At 62.4% G+C, this 25,342-nt stretch carries 34 protein-coding genes; 25 read left to right on the plus strand and 9 right to left on the minus strand.

What is annotated here, in order from left to right:
• The first annotated feature begins 1 nt into the window (after position 1).
• The 8 genes from ACK3EW_RS06315 (at position 2) to ACK3EW_RS06350 (ending at position 7,158) form a co-directional block, all read left to right on the plus strand.
• Positions 2–1,696: a DEAD/DEAH box helicase gene (locus ACK3EW_RS06315; RefSeq protein WP_493808907.1), complete on the plus strand. Its 1,695-nt coding sequence runs from the start codon at positions 2–4 to the stop codon at positions 1,694–1,696.
• A gap of 224 nt (positions 1,697–1,920) precedes the next feature.
• Complete coding sequence (locus ACK3EW_RS06320; RefSeq protein ID WP_493808908.1) at positions 1,921–2,127, plus strand: DUF6511 domain-containing protein; 207 nt, start codon at positions 1,921–1,923, stop codon at positions 2,125–2,127.
• Positions 2,124–2,894 carry a hypothetical protein gene (locus ACK3EW_RS06325; RefSeq protein ID WP_493808909.1) on the plus strand — a complete coding sequence of 257 codons (771 nt, stop codon included), beginning with the start codon at positions 2,124–2,126 and terminating at the stop codon, positions 2,892–2,894. The genes ACK3EW_RS06320 and ACK3EW_RS06325 overlap by 4 nt, the downstream gene beginning before the upstream one ends.
• Positions 2,891–5,287, plus strand: coding sequence for an AAA family ATPase (locus ACK3EW_RS06330; RefSeq protein WP_493808910.1), 2,397 nt, complete (start codon positions 2,891–2,893; stop codon positions 5,285–5,287). The genes ACK3EW_RS06325 and ACK3EW_RS06330 overlap by 4 nt, the downstream gene beginning before the upstream one ends.
• A gap of 355 nt (positions 5,288–5,642) precedes the next feature.
• Positions 5,643–6,182 carry a crossover junction endodeoxyribonuclease RuvC gene (locus tag ACK3EW_RS06335; RefSeq protein WP_493808911.1) on the plus strand — a complete coding sequence of 180 codons (540 nt, stop codon included), beginning with the start codon at positions 5,643–5,645 and terminating at the stop codon, positions 6,180–6,182.
• Positions 6,182–6,391, plus strand: a complete 210-nt coding sequence (locus tag ACK3EW_RS06340) for a hypothetical protein (RefSeq protein WP_493809697.1) — start codon at positions 6,182–6,184, stop codon at positions 6,389–6,391. Before ACK3EW_RS06335 ends, ACK3EW_RS06340 begins: the two co-directional genes overlap by 1 nt.
• A complete protein-coding gene (locus ACK3EW_RS06345; RefSeq protein WP_493808912.1) occupies positions 6,381–6,806 on the plus strand; it encodes a DUF6362 family protein in 426 nt (141 codons plus the stop codon). Before ACK3EW_RS06340 ends, ACK3EW_RS06345 begins: the two co-directional genes overlap by 11 nt.
• A 61-nt stretch (positions 6,807–6,867) precedes the next feature.
• A complete protein-coding gene (locus ACK3EW_RS06350) occupies positions 6,868–7,158 on the plus strand; it encodes an HU family DNA-binding protein (RefSeq protein WP_493808913.1) in 291 nt (96 codons plus the stop codon).
• A 125-nt stretch (positions 7,159–7,283) separates the two neighbouring features.
• Here ACK3EW_RS06350 and ACK3EW_RS06355 read toward each other — a convergent pair whose 3' ends face one another.
• A complete protein-coding gene (locus ACK3EW_RS06355; RefSeq protein WP_493808914.1) occupies positions 7,284–8,096 on the minus strand; it encodes a HEAT repeat domain-containing protein in 813 nt (270 codons plus the stop codon).
• Between the two features lie 154 nt (positions 8,097–8,250).
• Here ACK3EW_RS06355 and ACK3EW_RS06360 point away from each other — a divergent pair, with 154 nt between their 5' ends.
• The 4 genes from ACK3EW_RS06360 to ACK3EW_RS06375 all read left to right on the plus strand — a co-directional run bounded on the left by ACK3EW_RS06360 (position 8,251) and on the right by ACK3EW_RS06375 (position 11,476).
• Positions 8,251–8,784, plus strand: a complete 534-nt coding sequence (locus ACK3EW_RS06360; RefSeq protein ID WP_493808915.1) for a hypothetical protein — start codon at positions 8,251–8,253, stop codon at positions 8,782–8,784.
• Positions 8,785–8,886: 102 nt separating this feature from the next.
• Positions 8,887–9,105 (plus strand): WGR domain-containing protein, encoded by a 219-nt coding sequence (locus ACK3EW_RS06365; RefSeq protein WP_493808916.1) that lies wholly within the window; start codon positions 8,887–8,889, stop codon positions 9,103–9,105.
• A gap of 647 nt (positions 9,106–9,752) precedes the next feature.
• Positions 9,753–11,039 carry a site-specific DNA-methyltransferase gene (locus tag ACK3EW_RS06370; protein WP_493808917.1) on the plus strand — a complete coding sequence of 429 codons (1,287 nt, stop codon included), beginning with the start codon at positions 9,753–9,755 and terminating at the stop codon, positions 11,037–11,039.
• A gap of 38 nt (positions 11,040–11,077) precedes the next feature.
• Positions 11,078–11,476, plus strand: coding sequence for a hypothetical protein (locus ACK3EW_RS06375; RefSeq protein WP_493808918.1), 399 nt, complete (start codon positions 11,078–11,080; stop codon positions 11,474–11,476).
• Positions 11,477–11,684: 208 nt separating this feature from the next.
• Here the strand turns inward: ACK3EW_RS06375 and ACK3EW_RS06380 are convergent, their stop codons facing one another.
• From ACK3EW_RS06380 to ACK3EW_RS06405, 6 genes are all read right to left on the minus strand, one after another.
• The gene (locus tag ACK3EW_RS06380) at positions 11,685–12,260 is read right to left on the minus strand and encodes a DUF3489 domain-containing protein (RefSeq protein ID WP_493808919.1); all 576 of its coding nucleotides are present in this window, start codon (positions 12,258–12,260) and stop codon (positions 11,685–11,687) included.
• A gap of 95 nt (positions 12,261–12,355) precedes the next feature.
• Entirely contained in the window at positions 12,356–12,757 is a 402-nt protein-coding gene (locus ACK3EW_RS06385; protein WP_493808920.1) for a hypothetical protein, read from the minus strand.
• Between the two features lie 92 nt (positions 12,758–12,849).
• Positions 12,850–13,071, minus strand: coding sequence for a hypothetical protein (locus tag ACK3EW_RS06390; RefSeq protein WP_493808921.1), 222 nt, complete (start codon positions 13,069–13,071; stop codon positions 12,850–12,852).
• Between the two features lie 83 nt (positions 13,072–13,154).
• Entirely contained in the window at positions 13,155–13,355 is a 201-nt protein-coding gene (locus ACK3EW_RS06395; RefSeq protein ID WP_493808922.1) for a hypothetical protein, read from the minus strand.
• Positions 13,356–13,492: 137 nt separating this feature from the next.
• Positions 13,493–13,693 carry a hypothetical protein gene (locus ACK3EW_RS06400; RefSeq protein ID WP_493808923.1) on the minus strand — a complete coding sequence of 67 codons (201 nt, stop codon included), beginning with the start codon at positions 13,691–13,693 and terminating at the stop codon, positions 13,493–13,495.
• A 93-nt stretch (positions 13,694–13,786) separates the two neighbouring features.
• Positions 13,787–14,059, minus strand: a complete 273-nt coding sequence (locus ACK3EW_RS06405; protein ID WP_300583510.1) for a hypothetical protein — start codon at positions 14,057–14,059, stop codon at positions 13,787–13,789.
• A 98-nt stretch (positions 14,060–14,157) separates the two neighbouring features.
• On the opposite strand from ACK3EW_RS06405, the gene ACK3EW_RS06410 reads away from it, so the two are divergent.
• The 7 genes from ACK3EW_RS06410 (at position 14,158) to ACK3EW_RS06440 (ending at position 21,240) form a co-directional block, all read left to right on the plus strand.
• Complete coding sequence (locus tag ACK3EW_RS06410) at positions 14,158–14,376, plus strand: DUF7220 family protein (RefSeq protein ID WP_493808924.1); 219 nt, start codon at positions 14,158–14,160, stop codon at positions 14,374–14,376.
• Between the two features lie 3 nt (positions 14,377–14,379).
• Complete coding sequence (locus tag ACK3EW_RS06415) at positions 14,380–14,880, plus strand: hypothetical protein (protein ID WP_493808925.1); 501 nt, start codon at positions 14,380–14,382, stop codon at positions 14,878–14,880.
• Positions 14,786–16,840, plus strand: a complete 2,055-nt coding sequence (locus ACK3EW_RS06420; RefSeq protein WP_493808926.1) for a terminase gpA endonuclease subunit — start codon at positions 14,786–14,788, stop codon at positions 16,838–16,840. The genes ACK3EW_RS06415 and ACK3EW_RS06420 overlap by 95 nt, the downstream gene beginning before the upstream one ends.
• An 873-nt stretch (positions 16,841–17,713) precedes the next feature.
• Entirely contained in the window at positions 17,714–19,222 is a 1,509-nt protein-coding gene (locus ACK3EW_RS06425; RefSeq protein WP_493808927.1) for a phage portal protein, read from the plus strand.
• Positions 19,219–19,479: a hypothetical protein gene (locus tag ACK3EW_RS06430; protein WP_493808928.1), complete on the plus strand. Its 261-nt coding sequence runs from the start codon at positions 19,219–19,221 to the stop codon at positions 19,477–19,479. The genes ACK3EW_RS06425 and ACK3EW_RS06430 overlap by 4 nt, the downstream gene beginning before the upstream one ends.
• Positions 19,476–20,852, plus strand: a complete 1,377-nt coding sequence (locus tag ACK3EW_RS06435; protein WP_493808929.1) for a S49 family peptidase — start codon at positions 19,476–19,478, stop codon at positions 20,850–20,852. The genes ACK3EW_RS06430 and ACK3EW_RS06435 overlap by 4 nt, the downstream gene beginning before the upstream one ends.
• Positions 20,853–20,868: 16 nt before the next feature.
• Positions 20,869–21,240: a head decoration protein gene (locus ACK3EW_RS06440; protein WP_493808930.1), complete on the plus strand. Its 372-nt coding sequence runs from the start codon at positions 20,869–20,871 to the stop codon at positions 21,238–21,240.
• Here the strand turns inward: ACK3EW_RS06440 and ACK3EW_RS06445 are convergent, their stop codons facing one another.
• Both ACK3EW_RS06445 and ACK3EW_RS06450 read right to left on the minus strand, forming a co-directional pair.
• On the minus strand, positions 21,241–21,573 hold the full coding sequence (locus ACK3EW_RS06445; RefSeq protein WP_493808931.1) for a type II toxin-antitoxin system HicB family antitoxin: 333 nt from the start codon (positions 21,571–21,573) through the stop codon (positions 21,241–21,243).
• Positions 21,570–21,824, minus strand: a complete 255-nt coding sequence (locus tag ACK3EW_RS06450; protein ID WP_493808932.1) for a type II toxin-antitoxin system HicA family toxin — start codon at positions 21,822–21,824, stop codon at positions 21,570–21,572. The genes ACK3EW_RS06445 and ACK3EW_RS06450 overlap by 4 nt, the downstream gene beginning before the upstream one ends.
• Positions 21,825–21,911: 87 nt before the next feature.
• Here ACK3EW_RS06450 and ACK3EW_RS06455 point away from each other — a divergent pair, with 87 nt between their 5' ends.
• From ACK3EW_RS06455 to ACK3EW_RS06480, 6 genes are all read left to right on the plus strand, one after another.
• Positions 21,912–22,943 (plus strand): major capsid protein, encoded by a 1,032-nt coding sequence (locus ACK3EW_RS06455; RefSeq protein ID WP_229747937.1) that lies wholly within the window; start codon positions 21,912–21,914, stop codon positions 22,941–22,943.
• 27 nt (positions 22,944–22,970) lie between these two features.
• Complete coding sequence (locus tag ACK3EW_RS06460; protein ID WP_493808933.1) at positions 22,971–23,387, plus strand: hypothetical protein; 417 nt, start codon at positions 22,971–22,973, stop codon at positions 23,385–23,387.
• Entirely contained in the window at positions 23,384–24,178 is a 795-nt protein-coding gene (locus ACK3EW_RS06465) for a hypothetical protein (RefSeq protein ID WP_493808934.1), read from the plus strand. Before ACK3EW_RS06460 ends, ACK3EW_RS06465 begins: the two co-directional genes overlap by 4 nt.
• A 5-nt stretch (positions 24,179–24,183) precedes the next feature.
• Positions 24,184–24,690 (plus strand): phage baseplate assembly protein V, encoded by a 507-nt coding sequence (locus ACK3EW_RS06470; RefSeq protein ID WP_493808935.1) that lies wholly within the window; start codon positions 24,184–24,186, stop codon positions 24,688–24,690.
• 11 nt (positions 24,691–24,701) lie between these two features.
• Complete coding sequence (locus ACK3EW_RS06475) at positions 24,702–25,001, plus strand: PAAR domain-containing protein (protein ID WP_493808936.1); 300 nt, start codon at positions 24,702–24,704, stop codon at positions 24,999–25,001.
• Positions 25,002–25,091: 90 nt separating this feature from the next.
• Positions 25,092–25,340: a hypothetical protein gene (locus ACK3EW_RS06480; RefSeq protein ID WP_493808937.1), complete on the plus strand. Its 249-nt coding sequence runs from the start codon at positions 25,092–25,094 to the stop codon at positions 25,338–25,340.
• The last annotated feature ends 2 nt before the right edge of the window (positions 25,341–25,342 follow it).

A 25,342-nucleotide genomic window follows, 5' to 3' on the forward strand; every position in this document is an offset into this window, starting at 1 on the left:
CATGCGTTTGCGTCCCCGCCAGAAAACCTTCGTCGAGCGCAGCCTTGCTGCGCTTGGCACCCGCACGAACACGCTCGGCATCGCGCCGACCGGGGCAGGTAAATCGATTATGCTGTCGGCGGTCACCGGCGACAGTATTGGCGAGACCGACGCCAAGGCCTGCGTGCTCGCCCACCGCGACGAGTTGACCGAGCAGAACCGCGCGAAGTTTGGGCGGGTCAATCCGGCGATCACCACCTCCGTTGTGGATGCCACGACCAAGTCCTGGGGCGGGCAGGTGACCTTCGCCATGGTTCCGACGCTCACGCGGGAGCGCAATCTGGCGTCCATGCCGAAGCTCGACCTCTTGGTGATCGATGAGGCGCATCATGCCGTGGCTGACAGCTATCGCAGGATCATCGACCATGTGCGCGATACCAACCCCGACGCCCGCATCTTCGGGGTGACGGCCACGCCCAATCGCGGCGACAAAAAGGGCCTGCGCGCGGTCTTCGACAATGTCGCGGACCAGATTCGCCTGGGAGAGCTGATCGCCTCTGGGCACCTTGTGCCTCCTCGCACCTTTGTCATCGACGTGGGCGTGCAGGACAAGCTCAAGGACGTGCGCAAAACCATGTCAGATTTTGACATGGCAGAGGTGGCTGAGATCATGGACCGTGCTCCGATCACCGAGGAGGTGATCCGGCATTGGCAGGAAAAGGCCATGGACCGCCCCACGGTCGTCTTCTGCTCCACCGTGGCGCATGCCGCGCATGTGGCCGAGGCCTTCAACGCCGCGGGAATTCCGGCCGGCCTGATCCATGGTGATCTGCCCGGGGAGGAACGGCGCGCCATTCTGGCCGCCTTCGCCCGCGGCGAAATCCGCGTCATTACCAATGTGGCGGTACTCACAGAGGGCTGGGATCATCCGCCCACCTCCTGCGTGGTTCTCCTGCGCCCCAGCTCTTACAAATCGACCATGATCCAGATGGTGGGCCGCGGGCTGCGTATCGTGGATCCCGCCGAGTTCCCCGGCGTTGTGAAAACCGACTGCATTGTTCTGGACTTTGGCACATCCAGCCTCACGCATGGCACACTTGAGCAGGATGTCGATCTCGACGGCACCTCCGGAACTGGGGAAGCCCCGACCAAGACATGTCCTGAATGCGAAGCCGAAATCCCCCTGGCCTGTCGTGAATGTCCGATTTGCGGCGAGGCGCTGATCGATACAGAGGAGGATCTCAAAAGCCAGGAGGGACCTGACGGTGATCTGTCCGGCTTCCTGATGACGGAAATCGACCTTCTGAAACGTTCGAGCTTTGAATGGGTCGATCTCTTCGGGACCGAAGACGCGTTGATGGCCACGGGCTTCACAGCCTGGGGTGGGGTCTTCTGGTTGGAGGGGGTCTGGTACGCCGTTGGGGGCGCCAAGGGTGAGGTGACCCAACTTCTGGGAGTTGGTGAGCGTGCCATCTGCCTGGCGCAGGCCGACGATTGGCTGAACGCTCATGAAACTGATGAAAGCGCCTTCAAGACCCGCGGCTGGCTGAAGCAACCGGCCACCGAAAAACAGCTGCAGTACCTCACGCCCGCGGCGCGCGGCGACTTTGGCCTGACCCGCTACAAGGCCTCGGCGTTGATGACGTTCGGGTTCAACAAGCGGGTGATCCGAAAGCTGATCCTGAGTGCAGCACCGGCTGCCCGGGAGGCCGCGTGAGCCATGTCGCGCAAATCGTATCCCCGCCCACAGTGGCTCCGGATCGCCCAGGCTTTGATCGCCTCTGGCATCCGCGCAGCACGCTCTGCGCCGTCTGCACATCTCGCACCCGTGGCTTCGGCTGGTTCGATCCGAAAAAGCCCCGCAGCAAACGCACATACCGCTGGTTTTGCTCTTTGCAATGCCAGTCGGCCTTCACCCGAAAAGCAAAGAAAGGACTGAAAATGGCAGAGATTACCGAAGAAGAAGCAATGGCGATGCCTGCCGTCATGCGCGCAGTTGGCCGTAAACTGGACGATATCGGTTGGGACCGGACCTTTGCGGATCTGACCGAGTATCAGATGCACGCTCTGCTGGTGGTCGCAATCGACACCTTCCGCAACGAGATGTTCGAAATCAACGCCGAATTTGGTGGGGGAGTGCCGTTTTGACCCTCGATTTCAACCATACGCCAAGCTTTGCCGACCGCGTCAATGAAGCTGTCGACGCGGCTATCACCGCCGAAAACGTCGCCCGGACAACCCGTGACTATCTCGGTGGCTCGCGGCTTGGCCATGCCTGTGAGCGCGCACTCCAGTTCGAGTTCACGGCCACGCCGAAAGATGAGGGCCAGGACTTCTCAGGTCAGGTTCTGCGCATCTTCGCCATTGGTCACGAGCTGGAAGAGCTTGCGATCCGCTGGCTGCGCGGCGCGGGGTTCGATCTCTACACGCAGAAAGGCAACCGCCCTGATGGGGGCCAGTTCGGGTTCTCTGTCGCGGGCGGGCGCATCCGCGGTCATGTCGATGGCATCATTGCAGCGGGGCCCGAGGGCTTTGGTCTCGCCGTTCCCGCGCTCTGGGAATGCAAGACCATGAACGCGAAGAACTGGCGCGCCTGCGTCAAGGATGGCGTGGCAAAGTCAAAGCCGGTCTACGCCGCGCAGATCGCTGTCTATCAGGCCTACATGGAAGCGCAGGTGCCGGGGATTTCCGCGAACCCGGCCATGTTCACCGCGATCAACAAGGACACGGCCGAACTGTACCATGAGCAGGTCCCGTTCGGCGCTGAACTGGCGCAGCGCATGTCGGATCGCGGTGTGCGCGTCCTGCGCGCCACGGATGCAGGCGAATTGCTGCCGCGCGTCGCGGCCAATCGTGACTTTTTCGAATGCCGGTTCTGCGCCTGGGCAGAGCGCTGTTGGAAGCTGCCGGCATGACGGATGCCCCAAAGGACCCGCCTGACACAGACCATCAGAAAGAGGAGGCCGACATGGCCCATGATGATCGTACAGAAGGAAACGATAACGCGCCGGACGCGCCCAAGGAAAACCTTGTCCATTTCAATCCGTGGCGCGACTTCAACGATGCAGCGCCGCAGATCGATGTGTTTGGGGATGAACCAGACCCCGAGCAGATCGCCCAATTCATGGAGGTGGTGTTCGGCTATTGCGACGGGCTGATCCCGGTCCGCAGTTTTATCGACAAGGGGCAGGGCTTTGATGGCCGCCCGCATAACATCTGGATCGAGGCGAATGACACCGTCACGGAGAAGATGACCACCTTTTCCAATTGGGCGGCACACGAAGGCGCTGCGGTCTATGTCATCCCCGGTACCGTCGCCGAGCAAGGACAGGCAAAGGCGGCCGACATTCTGCAGATGCAGGCTGTGGTCGTCGATATCGACACTGGCGACATCGCCGCCAAGCGGGCGCATCTCGAGCGCCATCTCGGCCCACCCACGATGGTGGTCGAAAGCGGTGGTGTGACGCCAGAGGGCCAGCGCAAGGCCCATGTCTGGTGGAAACTCACCGAGCCCGCCGAGGGCAGCGATATCGCCCGCGTGACCCGTATCCGCGGTGACATTGCCGCAAAGGTCGGCGGAGACATGCACTTCCGCTCGGCGCATCAGCCGATCCGGGTGGCAGGTTCTGTCTATTACAAGAACAGCCTCAAGACCCAGGTCCAGATCGTGGAACTGAAGGCCAAGCGCGAACGCGATCTCTCGGAGTTCACGGAAGCCGTAACCGATATGCCGCCCGCCCCAGGTGTGTCGTTGCAGCCGGACTTCGCCGCGTCTGACAAGCCTGCTGTCGATGATGTGCTGGTCACCCCGGTGCGCGAGAGCGCGCAGGATGACTGGTCGCGCTTCGAGGGGGCGTCTGCGGCCATCGGATACTTTATCCGCATGGTGCATGAGGGCCGGATGTCGAAGGGCGAGGGTTGGGAGGGCATCTGCGGCTACAACGCCGCCATGCTGCGGCCCCAATGGCCCGTGGAACGGCTCAAGCGTGAATCCGAACGGCTCTGGGCCCGACATGTGGAAAAATACGGACCGCCGCTCATCCGCCTCGACAGTGCCGCGCCAGCACCCGATGACATGCCCGCCTTCACGCTTGGCGCGCTGCTTGACGACGACAGCCCTATGCCTGCGGACATCATCGCACCGCGTGTGCTGACGCCCGGCGGGCTGCTGGTACTGGGCGGTGCGCCCAAGGTCGGCAAGAGCGATCTTCTGATCTCCTGGCTCGTGCACATGGCCGCAGGCGTGCCGTTCCTCGACTTCACACCACCGCGGCCTTTGCGCGTGTTCTATCTGCAGGCGGAAATCCAGTATCACTATCTGCGCGAGCGGATGAAGCAGATCAGCCTGCCGCCAGAGGTCCTGACCGGCGCGCGGGACAACCTCTTGGCCACGCCCAAGCTGAACCTGCTTCTTGATACGGAGGGCAGCGTCCGTGTCGCAGGGTCTATTCGGCGGGCCTTCCCGGCCGAGCCGGTGGACATCATCTGCATCGACCCGATCCGGAACCTCTTCGATGGCGGTCCCGAGGGCGGTGGCGAAAACGACAACACCGCGATGATGTTCTTCTTGAAGGACCGGGTCGAGGTGCTGCGGGATCACATCAATCCCGACTGTGGCGTGATCCTCGCGCACCATACCAAGAAACTCAGCAAGCAGCAGGTGAAGGACGACCCGTTTCTGGCCCTCTCCGGCGCCAGCGCGCTGCGGGGCTTCTATACCTCAGGCCTGATCCTGCACCGCCCGGACGAAGAAAGCCCGCAGCGCAAGCTGGAAATCGAACTGCGCAACGGTCCCGCGTTGGAGCCCAAACTGATCGACAAGGTCAAGGGAGAATGGGTTGAGATCAATCCGATGAATGAGCGGATAATAGGGGGCGAAATGGGTGCCAAACATGACGCCGAGCGGGACCGGAAACGTGACGTGATCCTCCGCCTGCTCTTCGATGAAGCCGCCGAGGGGCGCATCTACACGTCAACGCAGTTCGGCGCGGGCTTCGAAAATCAGCATGGGCTTGGCAGCGAATTCACCATTCGGCAGCGGATCAATGTTCTGGCTACAAAAGGCTTCGTGAAGTTTCGCCGCGATCTTGCCGAACATGGTTTCCCCGCGACCAAGTCGCACTTCGGCTATCTCTGCGTTGAAGGCATGCGGTTCGGACGTGACCCGGTGATCGATCCCGAGACTGGTGAGGTGCTGGCCGTGGGCGAACTGGTCCTGCCGAGCCACTTCAAATGCCCCCATTCCGGACGCGCGAGGGCGGTCGAAAACCCGGCCGTCTGGGTCTTTCCGGAGGGCGGCGATGACTGACTTTGTCATATGACAGAGGCCACTGTCATCCTCATGCCTCTGTCATAAATCCAGTTAAATCAACAGCTTGCCAATGACGATGACAGAGGCCTCTGTCATGCTCCTCTGTCATCAAAAATGGGATAAAACATAATGAAAACAGACGCTTGTAAGGGTTTTATGAGAGAGAGTGTGACCCCCCTATACTACGTATTAGGGGGCAACCCTTGGGGCCTGCCCCCTAAACGATGCGAAGTTCAAAGTTCAGGAGCCTGACAAACAGTCTCGTTCCTATCCGACGACGGCGGCCGGTACCGCCAAGCATCAACCGCCGTCGTCTTCTACCCGAGCAGCCAACCAGAAGAGGAGACCACTCATGGCTGACACGACTCTCGCCGACGCCCATCTCGGCGCAACCCCGAAAACGCCCATGCCGCCTGCGCAGGGCCATCGCACAATTCTGGCGCTGGACCTCGGCACCATCACCGGCTGGGCGCTACGCGGCTATGACGGGCTGATCACCAGCGGCGCTGTCAGCTTCAAGCCCGGCCGCTACGACGGTGGCGGCATGCGCTACCTGCGCTTCACCAACTGGCTGTCCGAGATCAACCGGCTGTCCGGGCCGATCGAAGCGATTTATTTCGAAGAAGTCCGCCGGCATGCAGGCACTGACGCGGCTCATGTCCACGGCGGCCTGCTGGCTGTTCTGACCAGCTGGGGGGAATTGCGCGGTGTTCCATACCAGGGCGTCCCGGTCGGCACGATCAAGCGCCACGCCACCGGCCACGGCAATGCGAACAAGCAGGCCATGATCGATGCTGCCCGCAAGCGTGGCTTCAGCCCCGCCGATGACAATGAGGCGGACGCCATCGCGATCCTGCTCTGGGCGATCGAGACGCAGGGAGGGCTGGCGTGATGGGCATGCGGTTCACTCCGAAGGGCTACGGCGGTCATCGCCGTGACCCTGACCAGGTCAAGCGCGATGGCTGGCAAGAGCAGGGTCTGCTCGCGGTCAGCGTGGATGATCACCGACTGACATGGCCCGAGCGCGCATTGGTCGAGCAGCTTGGTACGAAACTCTATGGCAAACGCCCGCAGGGCAGGGAGGTGCGTCATGGGCGGTGACTGGACCCGGGCCATGGTGGCTGATCGTTTGGACCTTGCTGCAGACGTGATGCACAGCCTGCCACCGGTGGGCCCGCAGGGCTATGTCAGCGCGTGGCCCGAGTACGTCTTGAGCTTCGCCGATCAGGTGGAGCAAGAGCCCCGGATGAAAAAGCCGCTGCCGTCGCCACGGATGATCACGCAAGCCGATGAGGCGATGCTGTGGCTCCGGTGGCTGGACAAGGACATCGGCGAGATCCTGTGGGCGCGGGCCAACCGCAAACCGTGGAAGCGGATCACCTGGCGCCACGGCATCAGCCGGGCGACCGCGCATCGGCGGTACGAGTACGGGCTTGCGGTCATTGTCTGGCGGCTCAACGGCAGAGCCGTGCCGCGAAAGCGCTCGATGGCGTTCGTGATCGGCCAGACGGCTTGATTGTGTCAGGGGCGCGTGCAACCGTTCCCCTGACCTATCCCATTGATTCAAGGGCAGATACATGACGCGCGCAGAGCTGATCGAAAAACTGGTTACGGATTACCCGGGCTTGACGAAGGCGGACCTTAAGCGTGTCGTTGAGGCGATCTTTGAAGCCATCACGGCCGGTTTGGAAAACGGCGACCGTGTTGAGTTGCGTGGCTTTGGCAGTTTTGAGGTCCGCGCACGGAACGCGCGCATTGGGCGTAACCCGCGCACCGGCGGTATCGTACCGGTGGCAGCGAAGCGGCATGTCCTCTTCAGGGGGAGTAAGCAATTGCAAAGGACGATGACCGCGGCGCGGCCAGAATGATCCAAACGCGTGTCAAGTTGTTTTGTCGCGGTGAGACAGTTTTTGGTGAGACACCGTTGGTTGTGACATTCAAAGACCGAGAGGCTAAATAAATCATATTCTCGGGGTCGTGCGCGCCGCAGGCATCACCCCATCAGCCCTCCCGCAACTTTAGCCGCCACAGGACCCCCGATGGCCTCCAATACTCCCAGAACGGTCGGAGTCCAGTCAGGATGCTGACGCGCAATCTGACCGAGCCTGATGACAACATCTTCATTGGCGACAAACGCCAAAGCGTCCAGCCCTTCTTGGTCTGGCTGCTGGCGCATCTCGTAAATCAGGAGGTCCCGCGCTGCCGCATCGCCCGTCGATGCGATTTCGATGGCAGCGGTTCGGCGCACATCGTGGGATGCGTCTGACAAACAAGGCAGCAGGTCCGCGCTTTCCACACCGGACTGCAAAGCGATTTGGGTCGCAGCGCGCCGAACCTTTGCTGCCGGATGCGAGAGGCCGCGCAGGACCACCTCTCGTGCGAGGGGTTCATGACAAGCCGCGGCCGCACAGAGCAGTTCTGCATCGAGGCTTTCGCCAATGGGCCCGCGGGCGATAACCTCTTTGAGCAAGGCCCTGCTTTGTGTCTGACAGATCAGGTCCAGAACGGCGGCTTGCTCCAGCATGGGTTTTTGGAAGCCAAAGCCGAGGTATCTGACCCACAGCCGCAACGCCGCGCCTTCCCATCCGCGAGGGCGTCTGAGAACAACCTGTGCAGAAATTGCCTGCACATCCCGTAACGAAGCGGCGGCCAAGGCATCTACCAATCTGGCGTCATCAAACGTGGTAGGATCGATGGGTGGCGCTTTGACAGGCGCCTGCACTTGATCGTCGGGAACCGGTATCACGACAGGTGCATCGAACAGATCAAGCTGTCGTTCGTCTTTTTTTCGGGAGCCTCTTGCCATTTGCAGTCAGCCTCGGGTCCAGCCGGATGGCAAGATGTGTTGCGACACGGCGCTATGTACATGCAAACATTCTGCCTCGTGCTGGCATGTTGATGATGAGACCATGAGAGCGCCTTCCATGAGAGCTTCGTCGCTACCACGACTGGAACGTAAAGTGAACATCATCCTCCGCGACCTTGACCAGACCCGCGTTCATTTCGAGGCCGCAGTCCAGAGCGTCGGGGAACAAGCTGCCGTGCGCGCCTTCAGCTGGGCGCTGAACTCGGAGGGCAACAAGGTCCGCACACAAGTGCGGCGGGCGCTGAGACAGCAGACCGGCGCGAAGGCGGGGCTGATCAACAGCGAGACGCGTACGATTCGATCCAGCTTCGCGAACCTGTCCTACACGATCGAGGCCCGCGGCGACTATCTGGGCCTGTCGCATTTCAGCCCGAGGCAGTTTGGTTACGGTGTCCGCGCCAAGCCATGGGGACGCTGGCAGCGGTTCGAGAGTGCTTTCCTCGTTGGGTCGCTGGCGAACAACGCCTTCGTGCGTGAAGGCAGGGCGCGACTGCCGATCAAGAAGATGTTCGGCCCGGCAATCCCGAAGGAGATGGTGCGAGACGCAACCCGCGACGCGTTCGAGGCGGCGCAGCCGGAAGTGTTGGCCGAGGCGACGCGGCAGATTGGGAGGATGCTGAATTTGTGAGCGTGCTGGTGCGCGTGGCGATTTCCAAAGCGAGGCTTGCGGAGGATCATGTTGCCGGGATAGGTGGAACGCCCTGACGTCCCTGATCCCGCCGAGACCCGTATGATTAATCTGATATGGCGCAACAAAATCGGTCGTGCCACGAAGTTTTACCGGCTGGACATTGTGCCGGGCCTCTTTGGCGATTGGTCTCTGGTCCACGACTGGGGAACCATCGGGGAAGAGGCGCTGACCCGCGTGGATTGGTTTCAAACGGAAGCAGAAGCCAAGGATGCACGGTTTGCCGTCCATATGGAAAAGGCCATGGCGGGGTACGAATAACCACTGCGCGGGACAAGAAAACCGCGCAGGATCAATCGGGTGAAAGAAAAATCACATTGGGCGATTTTTTTGTTGGACAGCGATTCGCGAGGTGTGTAGAAAGCTTGCAATAGGGCAAATCACCGCATCGAGGCGCCCACGCAGAAACCGACAGGGACCCCCTTGGGTCCCTTCTGACGCGCTGTCTTACGCGGGGCCGCCGCCTCGCAAAATACGCGCGTTTTTTCTTTTCTCAAAAACCCGATAGAGTTGGCTGGGATCGGCTTTTGGTGCTCTGTGCGAAATTGCTGGAAACCCCCTAAATTACTGTAATTGCGCGATAATCCTGCGTTGCACCAGTCAGTCGGTTTGCGCAGAAATACCGTTTCCACTCTATTGGACCCCCATTGGGCTCGATAGAGTTGGGCTGGGCTTGCGGGTCGGCGCGTAACTTCCGCTAAGCCTCTGTGAATGAATAAAAAACCAATCCAACGGCGTCGAGCCTCATGGTTCAAAAATGCCATTCCCACTCCATTGGCCCCCCGCTGGGGTCAACAGAGTGGGGCGGGCCTTGAGGCCCACGCCACTTGGCTGGGCCCGGGTCGCAGCATTGGCGTACCGTGCCGGCTGCATGCTGTTAAACACGACAAGACGAAGGCAGGACTTCCATGAAAGACGAAGCAGTCCAAACGCCCCGGGCCTGGCCCGCGGCGCAGGTGGAGATGTGGCAGGCGGCTGATCTTGTGCCTTATGCCAAGAACGCCCGTCAGCATCCGCCGGAGCAGATAGATCAGATTGCCGCGTCGATAGAGCGGTTTGGCTTCACGATCCCGATGCTGGTGGCCGAGGACGGCACGATCATTGCGGGACACGGCCGGTTGATGGCGGCGGTGCAGCTGGGACTGGCCGAGGTCCCGGTGATGGTGGCGCGGGGCTGGTCGGAGGAAGATCGAAGGCTCTACACGCTGGCCGACAACCGTCTGGCGGAAATCGCCGAGTGGGACCCGGAGATGCTGCGCATCGAGATCGGGGAGTTGCGGGAAGATTTCGGGATCGAGGAGTTTGACCTGGTTGGGTTTAGCGCCGAGGACCTTGCCGACATTCTGCCCGATGCGCTGATCGATACCACCGGCGGCCTGACGGACCCGGACGATGTTCCTGAGGTTCCGGAGACCCCGATCACCCGGCCGGGCGATGTCTGGGTGCTGGGCCCGCACCGTCTGCTCTGTGGCGACAGCACGGTGGCCACGGATGTTCAGAAAGTGCTCGGCGATGTCAAAGCTGATCTTTGCTTTTGCGATCCACCCTACAACGTTGACTACGCTGGCGGCGTTGGTGCCGAGAAGGCCGGCAAGGGGCGGCGGATCAAGAACGACGCTTTGGGCGATGGCTTTGGGCAGTTCCTCTACGATGCTTGCGTGCTGATCAATGCGCATACCGATGGTGCGGTTTATATCTGCATGTCGTCCAGCGAGTTGCGCACGCTGCAGGCAGCGTTCAAATCCGCCGGTGGGCATTGGTCGACCTTCATCATCTGGGCCAAAGATCGGTTCACGCTTGGTCGGTCAGACTACCAGCGACAATACGAACCAATCCTTTATGGTTGGCCCGAGGGCGTAAAGCGCCACTGGTGCGGGGATCGTGACCAAGGTGATGTGTGGAACATCGAGCGGCCGCATAAGAATGATCTGCACCCGACGATGAAGCCGGTGGTGTTGGTGGAACGGGCGATCCGGAACTCCAGCCGCAAGGGGGATCTTGTGTTTGACCCGTTTGGCGGCAGCGGCACCACGCTGATTGCGGCGGAAAAAACAGGTCGACATGCGTCGCTGATCGAGCTCGATCCCAAATACGTCGATGTCATCGTGCGCCGTTGGCAGGACTTCACGGGCAAGAGCGCAATGCTGGAAACGAGCGGGCAGAGCTTTGACGATGTGAAATCCAAAGACGGGTGACCTCAGGACTATCGCGCATTTGCCGCTTCTTCGGAGCGATGTATATTCGGTTCATGTCATCGGATGCGGACCAGCAGGGCGATCTTTGGTTGCGAGCAGAACAGCGGGACGCGCCAAGGCGCGATCCTCGCCCACGGCTGTTGCCGCATGATCTTGATGTCGCGCTCAAATACCTGACAGATGGCGAGTTGAAGGCGCTGGCCGCAGCGGTTTGCAGGGAACAGGCGCGCCGTGGTCACGTCAGTGAGCCGGAAAAGGTGGCGGCATCTGAACCCGCCCAAGCCGCTCGGGCGTCTTCGGAGCTTCCGGACGTGGAAGGGCTGACGCGCTCGCAGGTGAGCCTGATCCGCGCGTCGATCAAGGCGGGCGTGAAGCCCGGCGCGCTGTCACGTCAATTCGGGATCACCCAGACGCAAATCCGTGCCGCGTTGAAGTAAAAAAAGGGGCCAGCACAAGGCTGGCCCAAGTCTGAGGCGGTAAGAGCCGACCGGTGGAGCCACTCTTACCGTTGAGGCAGGGAAGTGGGGCAGTGTATCCAGCTTCCCTGAGATGAGGTCCATTACAGGCGAAACCTCACGGTAAGTGCTGCCAAACTGGACGGATTCTGCAAGAGAAAACCCCATATGAGGGGGAATTTTGGCGCGTTTACACCGGATTTGGTGCGTCGATCTGGTATACACGCCCTCTGCCGTCAACTTTTTGCGAGGTGATGACGAGCCCGAGACGTTTCTTGAGGGCGCCGGACATGGCCCCTCGGCAGGTGTGGGGTGCCCATTCGAGGGCAGTTGCCAACTCGTCAAGCGTGGCTCCCTCCGGTCTGGACAGCATGTCGATGAGGGCTGCTTGTTTCGTGCCCTCGCGCGGCGCACGCGATGTGGGTGCTGCCCCCGTCACCGCAGCCTGCGCCGCAGGTTCATCGGTCAGCGCGTCCAGAGCTACGGCGTTTGCGGGTCCTGCCTCGTGCTCAATCCCGATGGCGTCGAGCCCTGCGTCGGTGGCTACCAGTGTGACGCCGTTACCATCGCCGGTTTCGCGCCAGATGAGCTCGCGCTTGCGCAGGTCCGCATCGACCTCTTCAAGCAGGCCTTTGGCGAGCATCGTGCCAACCACCTTGGTGGCGGCACCACCGCGCAGGTTGGTGGGTAAGGGCAGGGCGATGTGGTCCGCCCGTTGTGCGGCTGCGCTGAGGATGATGGATTGTGTGTCAGTCAATGTGGTCATGCTGGACCTCCGGTTTTGGCCCCCGCAATGTGCGGCGGCTTCTACCGGGTGAAGCCCGCCAGAAAGGCGGGCCTGCTGTTTGTGATGCCCTCCGATCAGGAGGCGTCGTCGGTTTCTGCCAGAATGGCGTAATGGGTGACCCAGCCTTCGAGGTGCGGGAGGCCTTCGGGGATGCCGTGGCTGGCCTCGGTCTGGGCGGAGATGCCGCGGCGCTGCCATTTGTCGATCGTGGTCTTGAGGGCCGACTTGGTGTTGGTCTCGCCAGAGCGCAGGGCGTCGATAACCTCATCGGCGAAGTGACGTCCCATCTTGCTGTCGAGGAAGTCGCGGATGCCGATCATCTCGGCCTCGCCTTGGGCGTTGATCGCCTCGGCAACGAGGGTGCTGGCAAGTGTCCAGAGGGTGTGGCTGGTGCAGTCGCGCAGCGGGCAGGTCGTGACGGTGCCGAAAAAGCCGTAGGCGGTGTTCTGGCTGGGCAGAATGGTGCGGTTGGTCATTTTGGGTGTCTCCCCATGTTCATGGCACGCGTGATGGCGCGCCTTCTACCGCCGCAAGCCCGGACCAGCCGGGCAGGGGGCAGGCTGCGCGATCAGGACCATGCAAACTCGATGCTTGCGAAGTCCTCTTTCTCGAACCCGTCTGTCGCGAAGTCGTCAAAGATGTCCTGCGGGGTGCGTTCGGTGTCGAAGTAAAAGCCCCCGATCAAGCGGTTAGCGGTCTTGGCTTCGGTCTCCAGAAGGATGCTGCCAAGGGCACGCTCGATGCTGTCGTGTGCGGTGCGCGGGTTTGCAAAGCGGATGGTGACTTGCATGTCGGTGTCTCCTGTGTGGCTGCCGCGCGGGTTGCGGCGTGTCTCACTCCTTGAGCCCGGAGGTCCCGGGCTGTTGGGGTGTGTTAGGCTGCAGCGCGGTCCCGCAGGTCGGCGACGCGCTTTTTTGCTGCCTTCATGGTGTCGGCGATTTCTATGGTGCCCTGCGTGTCGCCGATGGCGATGAAGGTGCCGCCCCAGCGGTCGGTGCGCTCCGTCAAGCTCAGCGTGCCGTGCGCGTCGGCGAGGGCAATCGCGAGGCAGGTCGCGGAAAGTGTGTGGGCCATGTCTGCTCCTCCTGTTGGTGTGCCGCGGTGGGCAGGTGCCCAGTTCGGCTGTCAGGAGGTAGAATCGCTCATAATCGAAGGAAAGCGTAGGAAAATCAGCATCATAAGATTGCTCTTAGTGATGCTGATCTGTTCATTTATTGGACGTCAAACCAGTGGATTGCGGTTTGCAGCAGGTGGTCGTAATCGCCCGATGTGGCCTCCTCGATGAAGGCGTCGACCTCGGTCTTTTCGAGCCCGTATTCCTGAGCGGCTTGCTTGCAAAGGCCAAGGATGACAAAGGCGTTTCCGTTCTGGCCTGTCAGCTCGACTGTGACGTTCGGGTGTTTGGGGGTCATGTTCGTGTCTCCTTGTCGGTGGGCTCGCGGTGGCGAGGCCTCCTACCACCGCGAGCCCGGGCATGCCGGGCTGTTGGTGGTGCGCGTTGAGGATTACTGCGCTTCGTTTTTCCACATCGGGCTGTGGCCGCGGTCTTTCGCGTGGGCGATGGCCGCCTCCACTGTCTCGAAGGTGGGGGCTTTCCACATCATGGGCTCGTTTGTTTCAGGGTCGCTGAATGCCCGCTGGCCGAGGACGGCAGCGCGGTCTGCTAGAACCGGTTCGCAGATGTCTGTGGGGATGGAACCGACATAGCCAAAGCGACCGGACGGGAATTCAATGATGTGCAGGCTGACGTTTGCGTCGCTGATGCCAAGCATGGACATGGTAAACCTCCTGGTTCCATTTTCGGTCCACAGAATTGATCGTTCAGCGGTGTGTATCCACTGAATTCCGAGCAATTCCATTGCTTTATGGGGTGCCAATGGCGCAATCAAAACGTCTGTCACTGATCGAGGCGATCACCAACACGGCGGTGGGCTATACGCTGGCTGTTGCGACGCAGTTTGCGGTGTTCCCACATTTTGGCCTGCAGGTCGGCATCCTTGAAAATCTCTGGCTTGGCCTGATTTTCACCGGCGTCTCGGTGCTGCGGGGTTATGCGCTGCGGCGTGTGTTTGACCGGCTGACATCGAAGAGGTGAGACATGTCCGAGGGGACGCAGAGAGGGACCAATACGCTGACAGTCAACCAGGTGGCGGCCCTGTGTGGGCGCAGCACACAATGGGTGCATCAACTGGCTAAGGCCGGGTTTGTGCAGAAACAGGGCAAGAATGAATACGCGCTGGTTGCGGTGATCCGGGGTGTGATCGCCTATTACGAAGACCTGCAGTCGAAAAACAGCAAAACCGCGGCTGCAAGCCGGGCGACGGAAGCCCGCACCCGCGAGATCGAGTTGCGCATTCAGGAACGCATGCGGGACTTGATCCCGTTGGAAGACGCGCGGGCGGTTGTGAGCGAGATGGCGGCGCTGGTGCGGGCGGAGTTCCAGGGTCTGCCTGCCCGCTTTACCCGGGACATGCAGGACCGCCGCAAGCTTGAGCAGGAAATCGATGGCGCATTCGATCGATTATCGAGACGCGCAGAAGAAGCGGCGCGGTCTCTGGAAACTGGCCGACCTGATCTGGAGGCCGAGCGAGAAGCGTGACCCTGCGGCCTGGGCGGCAGCCCACCGGGTGTATCCCGAGACGGCCGGCATTCCCGGACCCAGGGACCCGGGACTGACGCCCTACATGATCCCGTGGTCCTCGGCGGTGCATCGCGGCGGCTACCGCCGGGTGGTGGCGGTGACCTCGGCGCAGTCGGGCAAGACCGACAGCATGCTGGACATCATCGGGGCGCGGCTCGATCAGAAGCCGGCACCGATCCTCTATGTCGGGCCGACGAAAGAGTTTCTGACCGACCAGTTCGAGCCACGGCTGATGAGCCTGCTGGATGAGGCGGAAACTCTGGCGGGCAAGGTGGTGCGCGGCCGGCGGATGAAGAAGACGTTGAAGCATGTGGCCGGTGTGCGGCTGCGCCTTGCGCATGCGGGCTCGTCCACGGCGCTGAAGTCCGACCCGGCGGCACTGGCGCTGATCGATGAATACGACGAGATGATGGCCAATGTGAAAGGCCAAGGGGATGTGCTGGGTCTGGTGGAGGCCCGGGGCGAGACCTACGCCGATTTTGTCACCGCAATCACAAGCACACCGGCGCGCGGCCTTGTGGAGATCGAACCGGATGACGCCAGCGGTCTGGAGTTCTGGGCGCGGTCCAGCCCGGAGGATTTGGAAAGCCCGATATGGAAGCTCTGGCAGGAGGGCACGCGTCACCATTGGGCCTGGCCCTGCCGGTCCTGCGCGGACTACTTCATCCCGCGCTTCAAGCAGCTGCGCTGGCCGAAGACGGTCAGCCCCGCGCAGGCCAAGCAGGCCGCAACGCTGGAATGTCCGCGCTGCGGCGCGCAGCATGTGGAGACCGACAAGGTCTGGATGAATGCCCGCGGCGCGATGGTCGCACCAGGGCAGCAGGTGACGCTCAAGGACGACGCGGCGCATGTCACGGGCGCGCCGGCCGACAGCGCCACGCTGTCGATGTGGACCTCTGGGCTTTGCTCACCCTTCGTGACCTGGGGCCAGCGGGCGGAGACCTATCTGACGGCGCTGCACTCCGGGGATCATGGCCGCATCCAGACGGCGATGAATGCAGGCTTTGGCGAATGCCATGCCATGACCGCCTCGGGGGATGCGCCGGACTGGCAGGAGATCCTGGAGCGGCGGCAGCCCTACCGGCCCGGGGATGTGCCCGCGGGTGGGCTGCGGCTCGTGATGGGTGTGGATGTGCAGAAGTTCAGCCTCGTCTATGTGATCCGGGCCTTTGGCGCGCGGGGGACATCGTGGCTGATCGACAATGGCCAGCTCTACGGCCCAACAGAGGACGATGACGTCTGGTCGGCCCTGGCCGATCTGATGCTGACACAGGTGGGTGGGCTGCAGATCGAGAAGGTGTTCATCGACTCAGGCTTCCGGCCCGACAAGCCGGAGCTGGGCAATGAGCACAAGGTCTACGAGTTCTGCCGCCGCTACAGCTGGCTCTGTTCGCCCACCAAGGGGCGGGATCAGCAGAGCCCGCCCTACCGGGTCTCGAAGATCGAGGTGAAGCCGGATGGTAGACGCGCGCTCTATTCGATCGATCTGGTGACACTGTCGACCGACTTCTTCAAGTCGCTGGTGATGTCGCGCATCCGCACACCGGCGGATCAGCCGGGGGCGTTTCATGTGCATGAGGCGATCACGGAGGAGTATTGCAAGCAGCTGACCTCGGAGGCCCGGGTGGTGATCGAGGGCAAGCCAGTTTGGGTGAAACGGTCGCGTCACAACCACTTTCTCGACTGCGAGGCGCTCTGCGCGGCCATCGGTTACACGATGAATGTGCAGCGCATACCGGAGGGGGTGGAGCGGGTCCCGAAGCGCGAGGCGGCGGTGCCAGGGGGACATGATGGGACCCAGGTTGGTGACGGGGATGCTGAAACGCCGCCGCCAACATCGCATGGTACCCCAGGTCGCGGAGGCGGCGGCGCGCTGCGGGCGCGATTTGCGCGCCACGGCAGCAGGCTGAACAAATAGCGGCAGCACCGGCTCAAGTGAAGCCGGAATGCACATAGCGCAGCGCGGCAGGCCACCGCGCAGGGTGGCAGCGCCCTCTAACGAGGTGAGCGAACGACTGGAAGGAGGGCGCTGCCGTTACCCTTGTTGATGCGAGTTCCTTCGAACAACACAGCAACCAGGGCGGATGCAGTTCGGTATCGTCACGAATCCCCACTGCGGGGCAAGGTAAACCGCAAAAATCTCAGCATGTCCAATGTGGGCGCATTTGAAGACGACCGCTCCTCTTGAAAAAAAGGGGCGATTTGGCAGCGCCCTCTGTCGGGATCAACGAGACCAACATGGAGTGTGTGAGGACGCTGCCGGTGCCTTCCGTCATGCGCCAATGTCCGGGGAACGCACCACAAAAAGCACATGCAGCCTCTCATCGGCAAAACCTAAAGCTGCAAGAGCAGGTAAAAAACGAAACTCTCAAAACACAAGAGCGAATTGCATCTGAGTGCGCCGCCGCCGATCCACGTTTTGCCCACCGAACGCGGAGGCAGCGGCGCGCTGCCATTGCGGACATGACGCCTTGGCAGCGCAGCAACCGTAGGACACGCCACTGATTTAACAAAACCCGGCGATACCATGATCAAAGCTGAGGAGGCGTTCTCTTTTGATAGTGATCAAAATATCGCTTTTGAGACTGCGTCGCTGCCTGCAGCACAGTCCTCCCAAACCTGCGGCGGCAGCGACGCCCTGCAGTGACGCTTGGTGTTCGCGCGCTACAGCAGAGTGAGAAAGGTAGTTCACATGTTCGTGAAGTCAAAGCTTCGTGGCCTGTTGTCAAAGACCCTGCCACCTGCTCTACCACAAGGATCCGCGCCACTCCCCCGACCCTCGGGCAAATACATGCGCGGCGGTCGGGGTGTGACCTTTGCGGGGTGGAAGCCTGCGCTGCGGGAGGCGCAGGACGATATCGGCGAGGCCTGGGATGATGCGGCGGCACGGGTCAAGGATCTGCTGTACAACAGTGGCTGGCTGGCCGGTGCCATGGAGCAATGTGTGGCCAATACCGTGGGCACGGGGCTGCAGCTGAAGGCCTTGCCGGAGAATGAGACCTTCGGCATGACGCCTACGGAGGCGTCCGATTGGGCCAAGACGGTGGAGCGGCGGTTCGAGCTCTGGGCCCGCAGCGCACAGGAGTGCGACATTCAGGGCCTGCGCACGTTCGGCCAGATGCAAGCGGCGGCTTTTCGGTCTTGGTTGGTGACCGGGGAAATCCTCGCGGAGCTGCCCTGGCGCAAACGCCCGTGGAACCGCTACGGCACGAAAGTACGCCTGTTGCCGCCACAGCGGCTGTCGCGCAAGACCGAAAGCCTGCGACGGCTGATCAACGGGGTCTACACGGATGCCGACGGCATGCCGGTGGGCTACCGGGCGATCCGCAAGGACCTGTTTCGTCATGATGTGGCATATGACGTGCGGGCGCGGGACCAGGCGGGACGCCCGCGGGTGATCCATGTCTTCGAGGGTGCGCCGGGCACGCATCGGGGCATCTCGCCGCTGGTTCCGGCGCTGCAGGTGGCGCGGCAGTTCGACCAGTTGGCGGATGCCACGCTGATGGCGGCGATCGTGCAGACGCTCTTTGCGGTGACGATCACCTCGGACGAGCCGACAGAGCAGGTGCTGGCGGGTCTGCTGACGCCTCAGGAGCAGGCGCAGATGCTGGCTCAGGGTGTGTCGCCGATGGAGGCCTATATCGAGATGGTGGCGGGGTATTATGACGACAGCACGCTGGATGTCGGGATCAATGGCCGGCTGGCGCATCTGTTCCCGGGTCAGGAGCTGAAGTTCCACACGGCCAACCAGCCGTCTTCGGAATATGCCGCCTTCTCGATGCATCTGCTGCGGGAACTCGCGCGGTGCCTTGGCCTGACCTATGAAAGCGCCACAGGCGACAATGTGGGGGCGACCTATTCGTCGCTGCAGGCGGCGACGACGGAGATCTTCGCGATCACGAAAGCGCGGCGCCGGAACATCATGGCGCCGTTCTGCCAGCCGATCTACGAGGCCTGGCTCGAGGAAGAGATCGAAGCGGGCGGCGTGCCGTTTCCGGGGGGTGTGGCAGGGTTCATGGCCAATCGCACGGCGGCGTGCCGGGCGGAGTGGCGCGGCGATCCGCGGCCGCAGGCGGATGATCTGAAGAAAGCCAAGGCGCATGAGGTCTGGAAGCGGCTCGGCGTGATGTCGGATGCGATGATCTGCACCGATCTCGGGGCCGATGTGGACGATGTCTACCAGCAGCTGGCGCAGGAACGGGCCTTGCGGGCCGAATACGGCCTGCCCGAGCCACAGATGATGGGGGCGCAGGGCGGTGGTCCGGGTGTGGCAGACGACGGCGATGAGGCTGAGACATGACGATCCACATTGATGAGGCTGACCCCTGCGCGGCGGCGGCCAGCTTGCGGCAGGTCTATGTCCGGCTTGTGGCGGGCCAAGGCGCCATGGAGGTGCGGTTCCGGGCCGGATCGAATGGGGTGGAACGCTCGGTGCGATATCACAGCGCGCATCCCGACCGGCTCCTGGCGGTCATTCGGGGCTTTGAAGAGCAGTGTGCCAAGCTGCAGGGCCACGGCCCGCGCCGATTTGCACTTTCTGCAGGAGGGATGAGATGACCGAACCACCGGACATCCTTCAAAGCCAGGCAGCACCTTCGCTTGCCCAGATCGCGAGCCGGGTGTTGAACCGGCCGCTGCTGCTGCATCCGGACAAGGTCGATCTGATCCTGCATGTGCTGCAGGGGCGGATTGGCATCGCGCCTTTGGCGGCGCCAGACCCGCAGTCGAACCGCTTCGTTGGCACATATCGCCGTGACAATGGCAGCATTGGATCGCTGCGCGTGGAAAACGGCGTTGCGATCCTGCCGATCGTCGGCAGTCTGGTGAACCGCGGCGCGTGGATCGGGGCCAGTTCGGGGCTCGTGTCTTACGAGGGCATTGCAGCGCAACTGAGGGAAGCACGAGCTGATCCGGAAGTTCGGGCGATCCTGCTCGACATCGACAGCCCCGGTGGCGAGGCAACGGGCATGTTCGCGACAGCCAGACTGGTGAGTGCGATCAACCAGACCAAACCGGTCATGGCCTTCGTCAATGATGTCGCTGCTTCTGCAGCCTATGGCATCGCCAGCGCGGCATCGGAAATCATCGTCTCGCCGACCTCGATGGTCGGATCGATCGGCGTGGTGCTGACCCATTTTGATCGCTCGGGGGAACTTGAGGATCGCGGCATCAAGCCGACGCTCATTCACGCGGGCGCCCACAAGGTGGACGGCCATCCGTTTGGACCGCTCTCGGACGCCGTGCGCGCTGACCTGCAGGCGGAGGTGATGAAGATCTACGACCAGTTCGTCGGTCTCGTGGCCGAAGGGCGTGCAGGACAGATCAGCGCCGACGCGATCCGGGCGACGGAAGCTCGCACCTATCTCGGCACCGATGCCATTGCCCAAGGCCTCGCCGACCGTGTGGCGAGCCTCGACGAGGTGATCGCCACCTCTGCACAACCGCCCTCCGGGGCAAGCCCCCAGAGAAAGGGAGGACCCATGACCAAGACTTCACAAAACACAGCGCCAAGCGGCGGAATACCCCTGTCAGACACCACCACCGGTGCACAAAATACTCCCGCCACCATCAGTCCCGCTGATCTGCAATCTGCCGTGGATACGGCGCGGACGGACGCCCATGCCGCTGGTGTCACCGCTGGCAAAGCGGAGGCCACGGCGCGCATTGCCGCGATCCTGACATCACCCGAGGCCGAAGGCCGGGAGGCGCAAGCCCGCGTTCTTGCGCTCGAGACGGAGATGAGCGTCGCGGATGCGGCGAAGGTCCTCGCGGCGTCGCCGAAGGCCAGTATGTCAGCGTCGATCGCGGATCGCGCTGCACAGGAAGCTGAGCTCGGGGCGGAAACCCCGGCAGAGTTCCACAATCGCGCCGAGCGCAGCATCGCCGGCTGGGCCAAAGCCGTCACCAATGCCAATGCCCGGTTTGGCTGAATAGGAGATCAAGACCATGACAGTTCTGACCGAAGGCCGGCATCCCGGCGAATTCCTGATGACCGAGGCCAATGGCCAGCGCTCGCGAGACAGCATCACAATCGCAAGTGGCGCGGGCATCATCGCTCCCGGCACTGTGCTGGGTAAAATCACGGCAAGCGGCAAATACCTCGCCAGCGCTGCTGGAGCCACCGATGGCAGCCAGGCCGCAGTGGCCATTGCGCTCTATGGCTGTGATGCCACCACGCGTGATGTTGCGATTGCCGCCATCACTCGGGATGCCGAGGTGAACGGTAAAATCCTGACCTGGCACCCCGACCGTGATCAGGCCGCCGAAAAGGCCGCAGCCCAAGCTAACCTCGCCTCGGTCGGCATCATCGTGCGCTGATCAACCAGTCGCCCGTGACAAGACATCTTCTGCCCACTGGTTCAGGCTTTTGCCTTCAAGCTCGGCCGCAAGAACGGCTTTGCGGTGCACGTCCGGGCTGACGCGGAACATCATCTTGCCCGAATAGGCTTTCTGCGGATCTTTCCCGATCTTCCGGCAGGTTTCCAGATAATCATCTACAGCTTCGTGAAACGCATTCCGCAGGTCTTCGACGGTGTCGGCATGAAAGCCGATCCGGTCTGTGATCCCCGCAATATGGCCTACGAAGATTTGGTCATCATCGTCGTAAACGATGCGGGCCGCATAGCCTTTGTACGTCATGCTGTTGGTCATGGTGTCACCTTGATGCGCTCCAGAAACTCACGGGCGTCTCGTACCTGATACCGTTTCGCTTCTTTGCCCGGATGCGGACGGTGAAACGTGGCGATCTCGCCATCTTTCTCAAACCTGACGCGCGAACCACGCCCCTCAATCCGCTGCGCACCTGCCGCAAGCAGCAACCCCTCAACCGCCATCCACTCGATCGTGCCCGACACCGGGTCTGTAAAAACGGCAGCCAGGGTTTTGCGGTGCTTGCTATTCATGGCCGGATTATATGCGTGCTAGCATAAACTGCAAGCATTTTGCCGATTGCAGCGACGGATTACGCCACAAAAAGTAAAGGACCCCCCATGTCGATCCTCAACATCTTCAGTCAGGACGCCTTCAGCGTCATGCGCCTCACGGACGCGCTTCGTGAGATCAAGTACACCCCGTCCCGCATCGGACAGATGGGGCTGTTTCAGACCACCAGCATCGACACGCTGGATATTGCCATCGAGAAGGACAAGGAACAGAACCGCATGCTGGTCTCCGCCAGCCCAAGGGGCGGTCCCGGCCAGACCTTCGACAAATCAAAACGCGCCATGCGCATGCTCAAGGTGCCCCACTTCCAGGTGGACGATGCCATCTATGCCGACGAGGTCCAGCAGGTGCGCGCCTTTGGTCAGGAAGTCGCCGTCGAGCGGCTGCAGCAGAAGATCGCCGACCGCGCCGCAGAGGCCAGTCAGTTCTTCGCGCTGACCGAGGAATACCACCGGCTCAACATCCTCAAGACCGGTCAGCTGCTGGACGCAGACGGCTCCGTCCTTTTTGACTACTTCACCGAATTCGGCGAAAGCCAGCAGGCGGTGGTGGACTTCGACCTCGACAATGCCAGTGCCACCGACGGCGCGCTGCGCAAGAGATGCGCCGGGGTCATCCGCCAGATGGCCGCCATTCTGGACGGTCTGCCCTATACGGGCATCATGGCCCTGTGCGGGGATGCCTTCTTCGATGACCTGATCGCCCACCCGGAAGTGCGCGAGACCTACAAGGGCTATGCCGACGCGGCGAGCTTGCGCAACGCGTATATCAATTCGGGGTCGTCCGGCATCTACGGCGCGTTCGAGTTCGGCGGCATTACCTGGATGAACTATCGCGGCGGTCAGAATGTCGGCATCGAGACCGACAAGTGCCACCTCGTACCCATGGGCGTCCCTGGCCTCTTCCGCACGGTCTATGCCCCGGCCGATTACATCGAGACCGTGAACACCCCGGGTCAGCGCCTCTACGGCAAGCAATGGGAGATGCAGAACGGCAAAGGCGTGAACCTCGAGTTCCAGATGAACGCGCTGCAATACTGCACCCGCCCGCGGGTGCTGATCCCGGGCAAGCGGACGTGATCCAGCGTGCATTGAAAGGATGACGGGATGTCCAACCTCTTTGACGATCTGGACGCGCAGGTCTCCGGTACGATTGACGCGGCCTTTGGAGAGGTCGCTGTCCTGCGACCGCGCGCATCACTGCCCTATGCCGAACGCGCAGAGGATCCGTCCCGCGAGGTTGCCACCTTGACGGGTGTGTTCTCGGCGGGGCCCGCAGAGGCCCCTCTCAAGGGCAGCTCTGCGGGGGCTGCGTTTTCCGGCGGCACGCGCATCGTGTCGCAGAGCGCCGCGTTCTGGCTTTCAGCAGAGACGGTTCAGTCACTCGTGGCGCGCCCCCAAAAGGGTGACGCGCTGACGCTGACCGGGCGCGAGGGCCCACCGATCTATGCACTCTCCGAGGTCCACCCGTCGGACATGGGGGACCTGTCCCTGATCCTCGTTCTGGAGGACGAGACGCCATGAGCTTGACGCGACTGGCCATGCGCCTTGCGGCGGCGCGCGCAGTGCGGGACAGGACACTGGCGGGCGCGCGGGTCTTTGACAGCGCGGTGGACCCGATTGACCAGACGATCGCCGAGCAGCGCCAGCCGCTGCTGGTGCTGACCACGGATGAGCATGCGCTGGAGGTGAGCGGGCGCGATCTCGGCAGCGGCACGCATCGCTGTGATCTGGTGATCGAGCTTGCCATTGCCGCCCGGGTCGAGGTTCCAGCCGAGGACGGAGACGGCGGAGCTATTACCATCGCCATTCCGCACACAGACGAGGGGATGGAGCTGACGCTGGACCTGATGGAGCATCAGGTGGTCTCGGCGTTGACGCGGGACGACACGCCGTGGGCGCGCGTATGGATGACACTGGTGCCGCGGGTCCATCAGCGTCTCTCGCGCCGGGGCGCCTCGTCTGAGAACGGTGTGCGCTTTGCGGCCCGCCAGCTTGTGCTCACATGCGATCTGATCGACGCGCCGGTTGGCGGCGCGCCGCTGCCTCACTCCGGGGTGTGGGCAGAGGTGGTCTCAATGATGGAGGCTGATCCGGCAATGACCGGGCTGGCGCGCCTGATCCGCGCGGAGATCGAGGGCACGCTTGTCCCCGAGTGGCGTCACGCGGCGCACGCACTGGGTGTCCCGCTCGAGGTCTCGGACGGCCTCGGGCTTGGCGCGGGGGACGTGCCTTTGGTGGACCCGGTGGAATTTATCATGGGCGCAATCAGCGGCAGCGCCGGCGTGGTCACCGTGACCGAGGACGCGCCCTGATGGCGGTGCGCGAATTGGTCGAGCTGGTCTCCCGCGTGGCCGAGCTGGAGCGGCGGTTTGCGGGAGTTCTGCGCCACGGCACGGTGGCGGAGGTGGATCCCGAGCGCCAGCGCGTCCGGCTGGACCTCGGCCCGGCCCATGGGGCTGAGGGGCGGTTCCTGTCGCCTTGGGTGCCCTATGCGCAATTCTCGGGGGCGCTGCGCGTGCACACGCCCCCCACGGTGGGTCAACAGCTCACGGCACTGTCCCCCAGCGGGGATTTCCAGCAGGCGGTGGCGCTGGCTCTGACCCATCACAGCGGCAACCCGAGCCCGTCCAAGGCGGGCGACGAGAATGTCGTGACCTATGGCAATGTCCGGATGACGCTGGCGGATGATCTGGTGCGGGTCGATGTGGGCGGCACGCGGTTTGAGCTGAGCTCCGCGAAGATCACGCTCTCCACGGGCGGCAGCAGCATCGAGATGACAGATGCGGGCGTGAAGATGACAGGCGCGCGCATCGATCTCAACTGACGGAGGCGCAGATGCCAGCAGTGGCGCGGATCGGGGACCCGTTTGCAACGGGCCATCCTTGTGACGGGGCGAGCACGATTGCGGGCGGGAGCGGAAACGTCTTTGCCAACGGCATCCGGGTGTCCCGCCGCGGCGCCCCCTCCGCGTCGCACACGCGCCTCGTCGGGAAACTGTGCCTCCCGCACACGGTCCCGATCACCGGCGGCAGTGCCACCGTGTTCGTCAACGGAATTTCAATTGCCCGCGTCGGTGACGCCATCGACGCAGGCGCCATCACCGGCGGATCGCCGGACGTGTTTGCAGGTGGATGACAGGTCACGGGGTCTAGGTTGGTAACCACAAGCGTACAACGACAACGACAACGACAACGAAACACTACACCGACGAGGAACATCACTCACATGCCACGCTACGCAATCACCGAGACAGCCGGGCGTTTCGTCGCCGGAACCAACAATACCGGCGTCGGGACGGTCCTGACGCTGACGGAAAAGCAGGCCGAGCACGAGGTTCGGCTTGGCACGCTAAGGCTGCTGGACGGCGCGAAGCGCGAGCCCAAGGAGGCGACCGAGCAATCGTCCGCGCCGCCGACCGACGGCGAGCCCGACAAGGACCCGCAGCAAACCGTCCCTAAGGACGCGAAGAAGTAACC

This window comes from Marivita sp. NO-S04, from assembly GCF_059070475.1.

Bases quoted from the DNA above. Each gene is read 5' to 3' on its own strand.
- ACK3EW_RS06345 (WP_493808912.1), top strand. From the start codon at position 6,381: ATGGGCGGTGACTGGACCCGGGCCATGGTGGCTGATCGTTTGGACCTT.
- ACK3EW_RS06355 (WP_493808914.1), bottom strand. From the start codon at position 8,096: ATGGCAAGAGGCTCCCGAAAAAAAGACGAACGACAGCTTGATCTGTTC.
- ACK3EW_RS06430 (WP_493808928.1), top strand. From the start codon at position 19,219: ATGACGATCCACATTGATGAGGCTGACCCCTGCGCGGCGGCGGCCAGC.
- ACK3EW_RS06455 (WP_229747937.1), top strand. From the start codon at position 21,912: ATGTCGATCCTCAACATCTTCAGTCAGGACGCCTTCAGCGTCATGCGC.
- ACK3EW_RS06330 (WP_493808910.1), top strand. From the start codon at position 2,891: ATGACGGATGCCCCAAAGGACCCGCCTGACACAGACCATCAGAAAGAG.
- ACK3EW_RS06425 (WP_493808927.1), top strand. From the start codon at position 17,714: ATGCGCGGCGGTCGGGGTGTGACCTTTGCGGGGTGGAAGCCTGCGCTG.
- ACK3EW_RS06365 (WP_493808916.1), top strand. From the start codon at position 8,887: ATGATTAATCTGATATGGCGCAACAAAATCGGTCGTGCCACGAAGTTT.
- ACK3EW_RS06420 (WP_493808926.1), top strand. From the start codon at position 14,786: ATGGCGCATTCGATCGATTATCGAGACGCGCAGAAGAAGCGGCGCGGT.
- ACK3EW_RS06475 (WP_493808936.1), top strand. From the start codon at position 24,702: ATGCCAGCAGTGGCGCGGATCGGGGACCCGTTTGCAACGGGCCATCCT.
- ACK3EW_RS06415 (WP_493808925.1), top strand. From the start codon at position 14,380: ATGTCCGAGGGGACGCAGAGAGGGACCAATACGCTGACAGTCAACCAG.
- ACK3EW_RS06440 (WP_493808930.1), top strand. From the start codon at position 20,869: ATGACAGTTCTGACCGAAGGCCGGCATCCCGGCGAATTCCTGATGACC.
- ACK3EW_RS06375 (WP_493808918.1), top strand. From the start codon at position 11,078: ATGTATATTCGGTTCATGTCATCGGATGCGGACCAGCAGGGCGATCTT.
- ACK3EW_RS06465 (WP_493808934.1), top strand. From the start codon at position 23,384: ATGAGCTTGACGCGACTGGCCATGCGCCTTGCGGCGGCGCGCGCAGTG.
- ACK3EW_RS06395 (WP_493808922.1), bottom strand. From the start codon at position 13,355: ATGGCCCACACACTTTCCGCGACCTGCCTCGCGATTGCCCTCGCCGAC.
- ACK3EW_RS06405 (WP_300583510.1), bottom strand. From the start codon at position 14,059: ATGTCCATGCTTGGCATCAGCGACGCAAACGTCAGCCTGCACATCATT.
- ACK3EW_RS06385 (WP_493808920.1), bottom strand. From the start codon at position 12,757: ATGACCAACCGCACCATTCTGCCCAGCCAGAACACCGCCTACGGCTTT.
- ACK3EW_RS06370 (WP_493808917.1), top strand. From the start codon at position 9,753: ATGAAAGACGAAGCAGTCCAAACGCCCCGGGCCTGGCCCGCGGCGCAG.
- ACK3EW_RS06450 (WP_493808932.1), bottom strand. From the start codon at position 21,824: ATGAATAGCAAGCACCGCAAAACCCTGGCTGCCGTTTTTACAGACCCG.
- ACK3EW_RS06400 (WP_493808923.1), bottom strand. From the start codon at position 13,693: ATGACCCCCAAACACCCGAACGTCACAGTCGAGCTGACAGGCCAGAAC.
- ACK3EW_RS06315 (WP_493808907.1), top strand. From the start codon at position 2: ATGCGTTTGCGTCCCCGCCAGAAAACCTTCGTCGAGCGCAGCCTTGCT.
- ACK3EW_RS06410 (WP_493808924.1), top strand. From the start codon at position 14,158: ATGGCGCAATCAAAACGTCTGTCACTGATCGAGGCGATCACCAACACG.
- ACK3EW_RS06380 (WP_493808919.1), bottom strand. From the start codon at position 12,260: ATGACCACATTGACTGACACACAATCCATCATCCTCAGCGCAGCCGCA.
- ACK3EW_RS06480 (WP_493808937.1), top strand. From the start codon at position 25,092: ATGCCACGCTACGCAATCACCGAGACAGCCGGGCGTTTCGTCGCCGGA.
- ACK3EW_RS06435 (WP_493808929.1), top strand. From the start codon at position 19,476: ATGACCGAACCACCGGACATCCTTCAAAGCCAGGCAGCACCTTCGCTT.
- ACK3EW_RS06320 (WP_493808908.1), top strand. From the start codon at position 1,921: ATGGCAGAGATTACCGAAGAAGAAGCAATGGCGATGCCTGCCGTCATG.
- ACK3EW_RS06350 (WP_493808913.1), top strand. From the start codon at position 6,868: ATGACGCGCGCAGAGCTGATCGAAAAACTGGTTACGGATTACCCGGGC.
- ACK3EW_RS06460 (WP_493808933.1), top strand. From the start codon at position 22,971: ATGTCCAACCTCTTTGACGATCTGGACGCGCAGGTCTCCGGTACGATT.
- ACK3EW_RS06390 (WP_493808921.1), bottom strand. From the start codon at position 13,071: ATGCAAGTCACCATCCGCTTTGCAAACCCGCGCACCGCACACGACAGC.
- ACK3EW_RS06335 (WP_493808911.1), top strand. From the start codon at position 5,643: ATGGCTGACACGACTCTCGCCGACGCCCATCTCGGCGCAACCCCGAAA.
- ACK3EW_RS06445 (WP_493808931.1), bottom strand. From the start codon at position 21,573: ATGACCAACAGCATGACGTACAAAGGCTATGCGGCCCGCATCGTTTAC.
- ACK3EW_RS06340 (WP_493809697.1), top strand. From the start codon at position 6,182: ATGGGCATGCGGTTCACTCCGAAGGGCTACGGCGGTCATCGCCGTGAC.